This window comes from Komagataeibacter diospyri (assembly GCF_006538165.1).
Taxonomy (GTDB): domain Bacteria; phylum Pseudomonadota; class Alphaproteobacteria; order Acetobacterales; family Acetobacteraceae; genus Komagataeibacter; species Komagataeibacter diospyri.
Map to the genome: position 1 here is coordinate 163,549 of NZ_BDLU01000032.1, position 13,132 is coordinate 176,680.

Consider the following 13,132-nt stretch of genomic DNA (forward strand, 5'->3'; position numbering starts at 1 on the left):
TGTAGCAGGCCAATAGGGGGACGGCAAGCCACGATCTGCGCAAAAATGAAAAAAACCGGATAAATCAGACCGGCACCATTTCCCGCAGGGCCTGCAGTTCCACCAGCACGCCACGCAGGCTGTCTCGCAGCACGGTATTTTCCGCCTGCAGGCGCTCAAGCTCGATCATCACGATCTGCTCCAGCGGCATTTCTTCCTCATCCACCACCTCATCTTCGGGCGGTATCATGGCTTCTGGCGCCGTTGCTGCGGTAGTCGGGGCATCGTCCGTGACCGGAGCCTCCGACCGGGATTCCGGGGATACAGCCGGGGTCGTATCGGTGACCTGTATGGTCTCCTCGATAATCGTGACCTGTTCGATAACCGTGCCGGCCTCGACCGGTTGCGTGTGTTCCGGTGCGGACGTGTCAAACGGTTCGTCAGCCGCGGCCTGCGCATCCGCCACCGGAGGAACCGATGCCACCGTTGCGTCAGGCGCAGCGTGTGCAACAGGAACTTCTACCGCCACGGGCGTGGCTGGCGTGGCTGGCGTGGCTGGCGTGGCTGGCGTGGCTGGCGTGGCCACGATTGCAGGTGACGGGTCCAAGGCAAGGGCAACCTGCCCCATTTCGGCCTGTGCCTGTGCGATTGACAGCTTGCGGACATACAGCAGATCGGCAATCTGCCGCAGCACGGCAATATCCTGCGGGCGGTAGTACCGCCGCCCTACCTGCCCCCGCAATGGCTGCAGTTGCGGAAAGCGGGATTCCCACATGCGCATGACATGCTGTGCCAGACCGAGTTCACGCGCGACTTCATAAATGGGCAGGCTGTCCTCGCCCGGCTGTGTCATGTCGTGCGTGGGGGGCGCGGTACTGGCCGGGTCATGCTGCATGCTCATTCCTCGTCTCCTTCCGGCGGGATTTCACCACCGGACTGTCCATTGACATGGGCACGAAGCAGCTGGCTGGGGCGAAACACCAGCACAGAACGGGGAAGAATCGGAACTTCCACGCCTGTTTTGGGGTTACGGCCCGTACGCTGTCCCTTCTGCCGGACAGAGAATGTGCCAAACCCGCTTATTTTCAGGGTATCGCCGGTCTCAAGTGTCCGTGCCATCCGTTCCAGAATATCTTCCAGAATATCGGCGGATTCATGGCGGGACAGCCCGACCTGATCATATATCTGTTCTGCCAGAGTGGCGCGCGTCACGGTGCTCATGCGTAAACGTTATGCATGCGCGTCATCATCGTCAATTGAATGTATTCAATGAAGGGACGGTTTATTGCGCGCCCATTTCAATGTGGTACCGAAACGACATCACAGACGCGCCAGCGCCGAGCCCCATGTCAGGCCACCACCCAGTGCTTCCATCAGCACCAGATCGCCCTTACGGATGCGCCCGTCCCGGACCGCTTCATTCAGCGCCAGCGGGATGGAGGCCGCCGACGTATTGGCATGCCGGTCCACCGTCACCACCACCCGGTCCGCCGGAAGCGCAAGCTTGCGCGCCACACCGTCGATAATGCGCAGATTGGCCTGGTGTGGCACCAGCCAGTTCACATCCGAATGTGTCAGGTTATTGGCCACCAGCGCCTCATCAACCGAGGAAGACAGCTTGCCCACCGCATGGCGGAACACCTCGCGCCCGTTCATGCGCAGGTGGGCGGGTTTATCATGCTGCCCGGTGGCGCCATCCACATACAGCAGGTCACCGTACTGGCCATCGGAATGCAGGTGGGTGGACAGGATGCCGGCATCACCATCCTGTGGCCCGGCGGCGGTCAGGAACACGGCCCCAGCCCCATCACCAAACAGCACGCATGTCCCCCGGTCCGACCAGTCAAGGATACGCGAATAGACTTCGCTGCCGATCACCAGTGCGGAACGGGCCTGTCCGCTGCGAATCAGCGAATCGGCCATCGACAGGGCATAGATGAAACCCGAACACGCCGCGGCAAGATCGAATCCGAATCCGGATGTCATGCCCAGCTCGGCCTGCACACGCACGGCGGTGGAAGGAAATGCCTGGTCCGGCGTGCTGGTCGCGACGATCACAGCATCGACATCAGCCGGCGTCGCACCTGCGTATTCCAGTGCCCGACGTGCGGCCTGCGCCGCCATGGATACGGCGGTATCATTTTCACCGGCGATATGACGCTGGCAAATGCCGGTACGACCACGAATCCATTCATCGGATGTATCGAGCCGGGATGCCAGCTCGTCATTGGTAACGATCCGCTCAGGCAGATAACCGCCAAACCCGGACAGAAGCGAGCGTTTCGCCGTCATACCTGTTTTTCCACCAATCTCATCTTACATGCACGGGTGGGAACAGCCATGACAGCCTGCCCGCCACACCGGATGTTACAGGGTCAGGATGCAGGAACCGCCTGCTGCTGGTCCGGGACCGCCTTGACGGATGTCAGCTTTTCCATATGCGCAAGGCGGTCACGTATGCCGTCGGTAAAGCGATGCGTGACCATGTCCATGGCCACATCGACCGCAGCGGCAAACCCTTCGGCATCCGTGCCGCCATGCGACTTGACCACGACACCATTCAGGCCGACAAACACCGCGCCATTGTAGCGGCGTGGATCCAGCCATTCCTTCATCCGTTCCAGTCCCGGGCGCACCAGAAGATAGCCGATCCGGCCCAGCAGGCTGGAAGTAAAGACCTGCCGCAGGAGGGTAAACGCCATTTTCAGCGCGCCTTCCCCGGTTTTCAGGGCCACATTGCCAGTAAAGCCGTCTGTCACCACCACGTCGGTCGTACCTGCCGTGATGTCGTGCCCTTCGACAAAGCCGTGGAACTGTCTGGCCAGCGCGCTGCCACGCAGCACTTCGGCCGCCTGACGCAGGCGTTCGTCGCCCTTCAGCTCCTCCGACCCGACATTCAGCAGGCCGATCGTGGGCGCGGGCAGGCCCAGCACCGCCTTGGCGAAGGCTTCGCCCATGATGGCGAATTCCACCAGGTTACGCCAGTCGCACGACACATTTGCACCGAGGTCAAGCATGACCACGTCGCCACGTGTCGTGGGGCTGAGTGCCGCCATGGCCGGACGGCTTATGCCGGGGAGTGTCTTGACCACGATCTTGGCCAGCGCCAGCATCGCCCCGCTGTTGCCAGCGGATACAACGCCCTGTGCCGCACCCTTGGCCACCGCATCCATGGCCAGCCGCATGGAGGAATCGCGCACACGCAACGCCGCCGTGGGCTTCATGTCCATCGGGATTGCCGAACCGGCCGGAAGGATTGTGCAGATATCGGCCGCGCGCGGATGGCGGCTCAGAAGGCCGGACAACTTTGCCTCATCCCCTACCAGAAGGATTCTGGCTGAAGGATGTCGGTCTGCTGCAATTGCCAGTCCGGCCACTACAACTTCCGGACCACCATCCCCACCCATGCCATCTATGGCCAGGGTATAGGACCCAGTCTCGGAAAAGGAGGAACCTGTCTCGCTCATGCTCGTCTTGTGCCGGGTAAGAAAGGAACGCGCAAGATCAGGGAGTACAACTTTGGCACCCCCCTTTCCCGTGCGGCCCGGACGGGACGGCCACCAGGCACGCCCATAGGCGCGGCCCATGCAGACCGCGCCCCTGACCGGGTTAATGACGCCAGCAGCGCCCTGTTATCAGGCGCGGACCGCCGTCTTCAGCGCCTTGCCGGCGGAAGCGACTTCGCGACCGTCATAATGCCCGCAGTGGCTGCAGACGTGATGCGGACGCTTGAGTTCGCCACAGTTGGAGCATTCCGCGTGCGCCGGAACACTGAGTGCCGCGTGGCTGCGACGCATGCCACGACGGGACGGCGAGGTTTTTCTCTTGGGTACAGCCATGGGCCTGGGCCCCTCCGATCTGGATCACAACCGGCAGGCACACCATCGTGGCGATACACCGGTCAGTTATCAATAATTGAGGGGGGCGCTCTAACAGATCATTCGCACTTGCGCAAGAGATGATGCGCAAGGCGTGCAATCCACGCCCCCCGTTACCTGCCCCTTCCTTTGCGTCAGTTCTGCTTTTTTTTCAACTCGGCCAGAGCGGAAAAAGGCTGCCTGCGCACGGTTTCTTCGGGTTCCGCCTCTTCCTTGCCCGCGAATTCGGCCGGAATCTCGCATCCGGGCTTGTGCGGATACGGATCCAGCGCCAGCGAAAGTTCCTCCGCCGCCAGTTCACCAAGATCGATGCTGTCACGGTCATAGGGAATTTCATCGATGGAAAAGGGATCGATCTCGTCATCCTCGCGGAAACGTTCCGCCGGGATGCAGCGCACGGTGAACGATTCCGCCAGCACGTCCTCGAACGCCTCAAGGCTTACGACACATTCCTGTGTCACATGCGCGGTCAGCCAGCCTTCGGCCAGCACTTCCCCATCCTGTCCCGGCACCAGCCGGTAGCGGCAGGACAGGTTCCGCAGGCCGGGAATCCCGAACCGGCGCGCCAGCCTGCGGCATTCCTCATCCGATGCCTCGACCACCGTTTCCATGCCACGGGCCGGGATGCGACCCACGGCAAGCGGGCGGGAAAATTCTGCATCCATGTCGTACTACTCCTGCGCGTCTGTTCACGGGGCCGGCGCCGTGATGCCCACATGGTGGAAATATGGCCATGACTTTCGTGTTTTTCCACCGCCGGGGCGATCTGTGATTGACTTCATTTTCCCAATCGGGCACCGGAAAGACGAACCGCGTTTTCGCGCCATGCCCTTATTTCAGGATATTTTCCGGACCATGAGGTCACCACAGGACACCCCGCCCCGTTCCCGTTCATTACGCCTGTTTTCATGCGCTGTCATCGGGGCAGGGATCGCGCTGTCGGGATGTTCGGTGTTCAAGCCCAGCACCATCCAGCGTGGTTCCCTGGTCGAAGAGGATGATTACAAGAAACTGAAGATCGGCGAGACTACGCGCTCGGACGTGATGGACGCGCTGGGCTCCCCCACGGGGCGCGCTACGTTCGATGACAATACATGGCTGTACATGTCCATGAAGCAGGTCATCGTTCCCATAAGCTTCCCCCGCGTGCGCAAGCAGGACATGGTGGTGCTGACATTTGACCAGGACGGCATCCTGCGCAACATGCGCACGCTGCACAAGGACGACGCGCGCTACGTCTCCATGGCACCCGGCAAGACCCCCACGCCAGGCACCAAGATAAACATCATGCAGCAGATCCTGGGCAATGTGGGCCGCTACAACCCGCTCAGCCAGATGAGCAGCACCTACGGCGGCAGCACCGGCCCGATGAACAGCATGAACGGCGGTCCCGGCCATGGCGGGTCGGGCAACTCCCTGCCCTGATGTCCTGACCTGCCGGACCTGTCATTTCGGCAGTACGATCCTGACCCGCGCACCACCCAGCGGCCCGGCTTCCAGTCCGATATGGCCGCCATGGGCGTGAATGATGTCACGCGCGATCGCAAGGCCCAGGCCGGTTCCGCCCTCCTTGCCACTTTCGAACGGGCGGAACACGCTTTCACGCCGCGCTTCATCCACACCGCACCCATTATCATCAATATACAGGATGACTTCCCTGCGCCCGCGTTCGGCTGACAGTTCGATGCGGGTGGCATGCCTGCGGGCATTTTCCACCACATTATTCAGGACGCGACGCAGGGCATTGCCCCGCCCGGTCACGCTCAGCCCTGCGGGCGTAATGGAACCGATACTGGCCTGCGCGCCCATGCGACGCAGAGCGACGACGATTTCCTCGAACAGGTCTTCCACGCGGATGACAACGGGTTTTTCCGCCCCCTCGCCCCGCGCAAACGACAGGTAGCCTTCGATCATATGCTCCATTTCCACGATATCGCCGATCATGTCGGCAATATCGGGCTGCAGTTCCGCTGCGTTGACCGTGCCCGTACGCGGAAGCATGGCCAGCGACAGCCGCAGCCGCGTCAATGGCGTGCGCAGGTCATGCGATACACCGGCCAGGACGGTCGTGCGCTGCTCCACAAAGCGGTTGATGCGGTCACGCATGCGGTTGAAGGCAATGGCCGCCTTGCGGATCTCCTGCGCGCCCTCGGGCATGATGGGCACGGTGTCACGCCCCAGCCCGAACAGTTGCGCCGCGCGCGCCAGCCTGCGTATGGCGCGGACCTGGTTGCGCATGAACAGTGCCGCGATCAGGAACAGCACCAGCGCGCTGCCCGACGCCCATGCCACGAACAGCCATACCGGCGCCACGTCCAGCCGTTTGCGCAGGGTCACGACCTGCAGCACCCCGCTGGGCGTCTGCACACGGATCACCACACGATGATGCGCCTGTTTCCAGTCCACGAAGCTGGGCCAGCGCACATTCGCCCGCAGGTCGCGAACCAGATCGTCGTCAATCGGGCCAAGCACATGGTTGGAACCGCGCCGGTCCAGGCTTTCCCCTTCATGCAATGTCATGGCCAGGCCGGCGCGCCGCCCGGCATCATCCAGTATCCACTGCCTGTCGGCGGGTGATGGATAGCGTTCCAGAAGGTCCAGCGTCATGGCGATGGTGGTAGCCATGTCGCCTGACAGGCGGCGGGAGACGATCTGCAGGTAATTTCCGTAAAACAGTTCCAGCGAGATGGCCTGCGTGGCCAGCAGCGGAATGAACCCAATCAGCAGCATACGCCCCAGCAGCGACCGTGGCAGGACCCGCCGGATCAGGCGTTCACGCACCCTGCGCCAGCCCTGTACGGGGGGCATGCGTTCGGTGCCGGGATGCGACTCCATATCCATGGCTTTACCTTGACTGCGGACACAAAAAAACCGGCTCCCTTCTGGGGCCGGTTTTTTTGTGGGTCAGACCCATATTCCGATAACGGTCGGCTTAGAAGCCTTCACGCTCCAGACGCTTGCGCTCCATCTTGCGGGCGCGGCGCACGGCTTCGGCAGCCTCGCGTGCCTTGCGCTCGGACGGCTTTTCATAATGACGACGCAGCTTCATTTCACGGAAGATGCCTTCGCGCTGCATTTTCTTCTTGAGGGCCTTGAGGGCCTGATCAACATTGTTGTCACGAACGAGAACCTGCACTGGGTCGTCAACTCCTGATCTGCCATCCGGTATGGATGATCCATGAAACTGAAACTTGGGGAACGTCCGCCCGAGGCCATTCCCTTCGTGCGATTCCCAAACGGGCCGCACCTATATCACACTCGCGCACGGCAACACAAATCATTCCCGCATCCAGGACAGATGATTTTCGTGCTCCGCTTTGCGCGCCAACGCTGTCATATACATGTTCCCCGAAACAGGAAGGGTCTTTGTGTCCATGACGCTGCTCAAGATCGCCCGCATGGGCCATCCGGTGCTGCTGCAGCCAGCGCAACCGGTCACCGACCCGCAGGCCCCCGCAATCCGCACGCTGGTGGCCGACATGATCGAAACCATGCTGGATGCGGGCGGCGTGGGACTGGCCGCACCCCAGATACACCAGGGCCTGCGGCTGTTCGTCTATCGCGTGCCCGAAACCCGCAGCACGGGCGAGGACGATCCCCCCCGCCTGCCCGCCGCCCTGATAAACCCGGTGCTGGAACCGGTTGATGACGACATGGTGGACCGGATGGAGGGCTGCCTGTCCATTCCCGGCCTGCGGGGCTGGGTGCCGCGTTACCGCCGCATCGCCTGGCGTGGCCTGAATGCGGACGGGCAGGAAACCCACGGCATTGCATCAGGCTTTTTAGCCAATGTATTCCAGCATGAATACGATCACCTGAACGGAATCCTCTATCCCATGCGCATGACCGACCTTGGCCGGATGGGATTTGATACCGAAATGGCACGTTACGGAGAGCGCCCATGACCCCTTCCGCCCTGGCTGCCGCCGCGACATCCGCACTGGAACCGCCCGCGCTCCAGAATTCACCGCAAAGTGACGCGCTGCTGCGCCGTTTCCTGGCCGACCCGCGCGCGGGCAGCCAGCCGTGGACGACGGCCCTGCTGCGACAATGCGTGGGAGAGGACGCGGATCTGCTGTTCCCTGACGGCATGGCGCAGGTGGCCGAGTCGTGTTTCGACCTCATGGACCGCGACATGCTGGCCGCCACCAACAGCTTCCGCAGCCGCAAGATCAGCCGCCGTATCCGCGCTGCCGTTCTGTTCAGGCTGGATCATGCCGCCCCGCACCGTGCCGCCATCCGGCAGGCGCTGGCCGTGCTGATGGTACCGACCCATGCCCGCGCCCTTGCCCGCGCGCTGGGGCGTAGCGTGAACGCGATATGGCAGGCGGCAGGGGATACCTCCACCGGCTTCACCTATGTGACCAAGCGCATCACGCTCAGTGGTGTCTATGTCTCCACCCTTCTGTTCTGGCTGACACGTGGGGGCAACCCCGCCTCGGTGGAGGAATTCCTTGATCGCCGCCTGTCGGAAGTCGGCCGCATCACCCGCCTGCGCAACCGCCTGACCGGCCGCATCGCCTGACCGGTTTCCTGGACGTGACAGCCCCTGCCCGCCCGCCATCCACCCGCCATGCACCCGCTGGCGCGGGGGTGGAACTGCTTTTCCTGCGCGATGAGGACATGCGACAGGCGCAGGACCTGCTCATGCTCGCCTGCCGGTCGTTTACGGCCATCATAGACGACGCCCTGCATGCCTACGGTCTGGGCCATGCCCATTACCGCATCATGCAGGCTGTGGCCCTGCAGCCCGGCATGGCGGTGGGTGCCCTGCTGGACACGCTGGGCATTACCAAGCAGAGCATGAGCCGTGCGCTGGGCGAACTGCTGTCCATGGACCTTGTGCGGCAGGAAACGGCGGCAGAAGACAGACGGCGGCGGGAACTGCACCTGACCACACGTGGGAGCGAGATTGAAAACCATCTGTTTTCCCTGCAACGTGAGGTCCTGCTGCGTGTGTACCGCAACGCGGGCGGCAAGGCAGTTGATGGCTTTCGCCGCGTCATGCACGGGCTGATAGACGAATCGGATGCGTCCGGCGTATCCACCGGTGCCCCCCACCCTCCCGACCGGAGTTCCCCATGATCCAGACGGCCTGCGACTCCTCCCTGCCCCGCGACAGCATGATCGTGGATGCACATGTGGTCGTGGTGGATGATGACCCCCGCCTGCGCCGCCTGCTGCAACGCTACCTGAGCGAGCAGGGATTCCGTGTCAGTGCCGCGTCATCCGCGCATGAAGCCCGTCAGGTGCTGGGCTTCATGCAGCCGGACGCACTGGTACTGGACATCACCATGCCGGGGGAAAACGGGCTGGAACTGACACGCGAACTGCGGCGGGAAAAGCTGGATTTCCCCATTTTGCTGCTGACCGCGCGTGGTGAGCCGGAAGACCGGATCATCGGGCTGGAAGCCGGGGCCGATGACTATCTGGCCAAACCGTTTGAACCGCGCGAGCTTCTGCTGCGGCTCAAGGCGCACCTGCGCCGCTTTGTTCCCCCCGCACCCAGCAGCAACCTGCGGATCGTACGGCTGGGGGATCTGGAATTCGACCCCGTGCGCGGCCTGCTGTCCAATACACAGGGAATCGTGCACCTGACGGGCGGCGAATCGGCGTTGCTATCGGTTCTTGCACGCCATCCCAACGAAATCCTGTCGCGCACAGACATCGCCACCACGCTGGATATGGAAGAAATCGGGGAACGCGCGGTGGATGTGCAGGTTACGCGCCTGCGCCGCCGGATCGAACCCGACCCGCGTGAGCCACGCTTCCTGCAGACAGTGCGCGGCAAGGGCTATGTGCTGAAGCCGGGTCTGTAAAAAATAAAGTTTTTTGGGTGCTGCCTTTTCCAAAGAAACTTTCTGAAAATTCACCAAAAAATTTCTTATGATCCGCAGCGTATTGCGGAAGGGACTTTTACAACGCTCCCCAGAACAAAAAACGGGCCAGCATGGATATCATGCCGGCCCGTTTCACATTGAAGCCATAAACCCGGACGGGTCAGGATGTCCTGTTCAGCCGATCCAGTTCGGCCACCACGGCCTCACCCATTCCTGCAGTGTTCACTTCCGTCCTGCCCGCACTCATGATGTCCGGCGTGCGCAGGCCACGGTCCAGCACGTTGGAAACCGCCTGTTCAATCATCGCGGCGTCTTCCTTCATATCGAAGGAATACCGCAGCAGCATGGCAAACGAAAGGATCTGCGCCAGCGGGTTCGCCTTGCCCTGCCCTGCAATGTCGGGCGCGCTGCCATGGATCGGTTCATACAGCGCAGGCATGCGACCATCTTCGCCCTTTGCCCCCAGGGTTGCCGAAGGCAGCATGCCAAGGCTGCCGGTCAGCATGGAAGCAAGGTCGGACAGCAGGTCACCAAACAGGTTACCCGTCACGATCACATCAAACTGACGCGGGTTACGCACCATCTGCATGGCACAGTTATCAGCCAGCATGTGGCTCAGTTCCACATCCCTGTATTCGCGGTCATGCAGTGCGGTCACGACCTCTTTCCACAGCAGGCCACTTTCCATCACGTTGCACTTTTCGACCGAGCACACGCGGTTGTCGCGCTTGCGCGCCAGATCGAAGGCGACACGGGCCACGCGCTCGATTTCCGCCGTGGTGTAAACCTCGGTGTTGATGCCACGACGCGACCCGTCGGGCAGGGTCTCGATCCCGCGTGGGGTGCCGAAATAGATGCCGCCCACCGTTTCACGCACGATCATGATATCCAGGCCGCGGATGACATCAGGCTTGAGCGTGCTGGCGTCCACCAGCGAATCGAACACCTTGGCCGGGCGCAGGTTGGCAAACAGCCCCAGTTCCTGACGCAGCTTGAGGATCGCGATTTCAGGCCGACGCTCAAACCCCGCCGATGCCCATTTCGGGTCCCCCACAGAACCAAACAGCACCGCATCCGCCGCCCGCGCCGCGTCGATCACCTGCTGCGTGATCGGCTGGCCATGCACTGCAAGCGACGCGCCACCCACCAGATCCTCGCTGATATCAAAACGGATGCCGCGCGCCTGCGCCATCCAGTCCATGATGCGCTGTGCTTCCCGCATGATTTCGGGACCGATGCCATCGCCAGGCAGGATCAGAAGCTTCTTGGGTGCGGACATGACGTCTCCCATCCGGATAATCTGTTTATGAATGATTGGCTGGTGTACGGCGCACGCCCTCAGTCAAGGACGATGTGCGGAATCCACGGCTGTGCCTGTGCGCGACGCTGCTCGAATGTCGTGATCGCCTTTTCATGCTGCAGCGTCTGGCCAATATCATCCAGCCCTTCCAGCAGCAGCTGCTTGCGCAGCGGATCAACATCAAACGGCACTTCCTGACCATCCGGGCGGATAATCACCTGCCGCGCCAGATCAACCGTAAGGCGGGAATTCGCACCCTGACGGGCATCATCCATCAGTTGGGTGCACACTTCACGCGGCAGCGCGATGGGCAGGATGCCGTTCTTGAAGCAGTTATTATTGAAAATATCGGCAAATGACGGCGCGATCACACAGCGGATGCCAAAATCCAGCAGTGCCCACGGCGCATGTTCACGCGACGAACCGCAGCCAAGGTTGTCATACGTAATCAGGATTTCGGCCTTGCGGTACGGTTCCTGATTCAGCACGAAATCAGGGTTTTCCGTGCCATCGGGCCGGTAGCGCATGCTGTCGAACGCATGCACGCCAAGGCCGGACCGCTTGGTGGTCTTGAGGAACCGCGCCGGAATGATCTTGTCGGTATCAATGTTTTCTTCCGGCAGGGGGGCGGCGACGGCCGTGAGAACGGTGAATTTATCCATTGTCAGATCAGCTCCCGCACATCAGTCAGGGTTCCGGTCACGGCGGCGGCGGCAGCCATGGCGGGGGACAGCAGGTGCGTACGGCCACCCGGCCCCTGCCTGCCCTCGAAATTACGGTTGGAGGTGGAGGCACAGCGCTGGCCCGGCGTCAGCCGGTCAGGGTTCATGCCCAGACACATGGAACACCCGGCCTCACGCCACTCGAACCCGGCTTCCAGGAAGACCTTGTCCAGTCCTTCCTCTTCCGCCTGCGCCTTTACGATGCCTGACCCGGGTACGATCATCGCCCGCACGCCGGGGGCAACTTTCCGCCCTGCCGCAATGCTGGCTGCCGCCCGCAGATCCTCGATCCGGCTGTTGGTGCAAGAGCCTATGAACACGACATCAACCGGCGTACCCGCGATCTTCTGTCCTGCTTCCAGTCCCATGTAGTCCAGCATGCGCTGCATCTGCCTGCGCCGCGCCGGATCGGCCTCGGCTGCCGGGTCGGGCACGTTGCCGGTCACGGGAATGACGGTTTCGGGGCTGGTGCCCCATGTCAGCACGGGCGTGATGTCTTCCGCACGCAGTTCCACCACGCGGTCGTAATGCGCACCCTCGTCGGACGCCAGCGTCTTCCAGTAGGCGACAGCTTCGTCAAACGCCTCCCCTTTTGGGGCGAAGGGGCGACCGCGCACGTATTCGAATGTGGTCTCGTCCGGGGCCACCAGACCCGCGCGGGCGCCCGCTTCGATCGACATGTTACACAGCGTCATGCGGCCCGCCATGTCGAGTTCACGGATGGCGGAACCCGCGAATTCGATCACATGCCCCGTGCCACCCGCCGTGCCGATATGCCCGATGATCGCCAGCATGATGTCCTTGGCGGTCACACCGGGGCCAACCTGCCCCTCGACCACGACCTTCATGTTCTTCGCGGGCTTCTGCAGGATGGTCTGGGTCGCCATCACATGCTCGACTTCGGACGTGCCGATACCGAATGCCAGCGCACCCATCGCACCGTGGGTGGAGGTATGGCTGTCACCGCACACGATGGTCATGCCCGGCAGGGAAATCCCCTGCTCCGGTCCCACCACATGCACGATGCCCTGTCGCGCGGACAGCAGCGGGAAATACGGCACGCCGAATTCCTTCACGTTGCGTTCCAGCGTCTCGATCTGGTTGCGACTGTCCGCTTCCTCGATCGGCAGGGTGCGATCGGATGTGGGCACGTTATGGTCCACCACCGCGATCGTCGCATCGGGGTGGCGCAGACGGCGGCCGCTCAGGCGCAGCCCCTCGAACGCCTGCGGGCTTGTGACCTCGTGCACGAGGTGACGGTCGATATAGAGGATGGCCGTACTGTCCGGGAGGGTTTCGACCACATGGCTGTCCCATATCTTGTCGAACAATGTGCGCGGGGCCATCTTGCTATTCCTCTCCCGGACGGAAACAGGCCGCCATCACGCGCAGGATACGCACGCAACAGGCAGC

General features: G+C 62.2%; 16 protein-coding genes. 5 read left to right on the forward strand and 11 right to left on the reverse strand.

Annotated elements, in window-relative coordinates; genetic code table 11:
• Positions 1 to 64: 64 nt before the first annotated feature.
• From MSKU9_RS06710 to MSKU9_RS06735, 6 genes are all read right to left on the reverse strand, one after another.
• Entirely contained in the window at positions 65 to 880 is an 816-nt protein-coding gene (locus tag MSKU9_RS06710; protein ID WP_141260543.1) for a MerR family transcriptional regulator, read from the reverse strand.
• A complete protein-coding gene (locus MSKU9_RS06715) occupies positions 877 to 1,200 on the reverse strand; it encodes an integration host factor subunit alpha (RefSeq protein ID WP_141260544.1) in 324 nt (107 codons plus the stop codon). Before MSKU9_RS06715 ends, MSKU9_RS06710 begins: the two co-directional genes overlap by 4 nt.
• A gap of 99 nt (positions 1,201 to 1,299) precedes the next feature.
• Positions 1,300 to 2,271 (reverse strand): beta-ketoacyl-ACP synthase III, encoded by a 972-nt coding sequence (locus MSKU9_RS06720; RefSeq protein WP_141260545.1) that lies wholly within the window; start codon positions 2,269 to 2,271, stop codon positions 1,300 to 1,302.
• An 83-nt stretch (positions 2,272 to 2,354) separates the two neighbouring features.
• Entirely contained in the window at positions 2,355 to 3,446 is a 1,092-nt protein-coding gene (gene plsX / locus MSKU9_RS06725) for a phosphate acyltransferase PlsX (RefSeq protein WP_141260546.1), read from the reverse strand.
• Between the two features lie 168 nt (positions 3,447 to 3,614).
• A complete protein-coding gene (gene rpmF / locus MSKU9_RS06730) occupies positions 3,615 to 3,818 on the reverse strand; it encodes a 50S ribosomal protein L32 (RefSeq protein WP_010506434.1) in 204 nt (67 codons plus the stop codon).
• A 173-nt stretch (positions 3,819 to 3,991) separates the two neighbouring features.
• A complete protein-coding gene (locus tag MSKU9_RS06735; RefSeq protein ID WP_141260547.1) occupies positions 3,992 to 4,522 on the reverse strand; it encodes a YceD family protein in 531 nt (176 codons plus the stop codon).
• Between the two features lie 190 nt (positions 4,523 to 4,712).
• Between MSKU9_RS06735 and MSKU9_RS06740 the strand changes: the two genes are divergently transcribed.
• Complete coding sequence (locus MSKU9_RS06740; protein ID WP_141260548.1) at positions 4,713 to 5,282, forward strand: outer membrane protein assembly factor BamE; 570 nt, start codon at positions 4,713 to 4,715, stop codon at positions 5,280 to 5,282.
• Between the two features lie 21 nt (positions 5,283 to 5,303).
• Here the strand turns inward: MSKU9_RS06740 and MSKU9_RS06745 are convergent, their stop codons facing one another.
• Together MSKU9_RS06745 and rpsU are read right to left on the reverse strand one after the other, a co-directional pair.
• Complete coding sequence (locus MSKU9_RS06745) at positions 5,304 to 6,698, reverse strand: sensor histidine kinase (protein ID WP_141260549.1); 1,395 nt, start codon at positions 6,696 to 6,698, stop codon at positions 5,304 to 5,306.
• 91 nt (positions 6,699 to 6,789) lie between these two features.
• Entirely contained in the window at positions 6,790 to 6,993 is a 204-nt protein-coding gene (rpsU, locus tag MSKU9_RS06750) for a 30S ribosomal protein S21 (protein ID WP_010506446.1), read from the reverse strand.
• A gap of 238 nt (positions 6,994 to 7,231) precedes the next feature.
• On the opposite strand from rpsU, the gene def reads away from it, so the two are divergent.
• Genes def through MSKU9_RS06770 form a run of 4 tightly spaced genes read left to right on the forward strand, consistent with a single transcriptional unit; the run spans position 7,232 to position 9,676 of the window.
• Positions 7,232 to 7,762, forward strand: a complete 531-nt coding sequence (def, locus tag MSKU9_RS06755) for a peptide deformylase (protein ID WP_141260550.1) — start codon at positions 7,232 to 7,234, stop codon at positions 7,760 to 7,762.
• The gene (locus MSKU9_RS06760; RefSeq protein ID WP_141260551.1) at positions 7,759 to 8,382 is read left to right on the forward strand and encodes a COQ9 family protein; all 624 of its coding nucleotides are present in this window, start codon (positions 7,759 to 7,761) and stop codon (positions 8,380 to 8,382) included. Before def ends, MSKU9_RS06760 begins: the two co-directional genes overlap by 4 nt.
• 14 nt (positions 8,383 to 8,396) lie before the next feature.
• Positions 8,397 to 8,942: a MarR family winged helix-turn-helix transcriptional regulator gene (locus tag MSKU9_RS06765; RefSeq protein ID WP_227002399.1), complete on the forward strand. Its 546-nt coding sequence runs from the start codon at positions 8,397 to 8,399 to the stop codon at positions 8,940 to 8,942.
• Positions 8,939 to 9,676 (forward strand): response regulator, encoded by a 738-nt coding sequence (locus MSKU9_RS06770; RefSeq protein WP_141260552.1) that lies wholly within the window; start codon positions 8,939 to 8,941, stop codon positions 9,674 to 9,676. Before MSKU9_RS06765 ends, MSKU9_RS06770 begins: the two co-directional genes overlap by 4 nt.
• A gap of 181 nt (positions 9,677 to 9,857) precedes the next feature.
• Here the strand turns inward: MSKU9_RS06770 and leuB are convergent, their stop codons facing one another.
• The 3 genes from leuB to leuC are packed head-to-tail and all read right to left on the reverse strand — an operon-like array spanning position 9,858 to position 13,065.
• Positions 9,858 to 10,976 (reverse strand): 3-isopropylmalate dehydrogenase, encoded by a 1,119-nt coding sequence (leuB, locus tag MSKU9_RS06775; protein WP_141260553.1) that lies wholly within the window; start codon positions 10,974 to 10,976, stop codon positions 9,858 to 9,860.
• A gap of 59 nt (positions 10,977 to 11,035) precedes the next feature.
• Positions 11,036 to 11,659, reverse strand: a complete 624-nt coding sequence (leuD, locus tag MSKU9_RS06780) for a 3-isopropylmalate dehydratase small subunit (RefSeq protein ID WP_141260554.1) — start codon at positions 11,657 to 11,659, stop codon at positions 11,036 to 11,038.
• 2 nt (positions 11,660 to 11,661) lie between these two features.
• Positions 11,662 to 13,065: a 3-isopropylmalate dehydratase large subunit gene (leuC, locus tag MSKU9_RS06785; RefSeq protein ID WP_141260555.1), complete on the reverse strand. Its 1,404-nt coding sequence runs from the start codon at positions 13,063 to 13,065 to the stop codon at positions 11,662 to 11,664.
• Positions 13,066 to 13,132 lie beyond the last annotated feature (67 nt).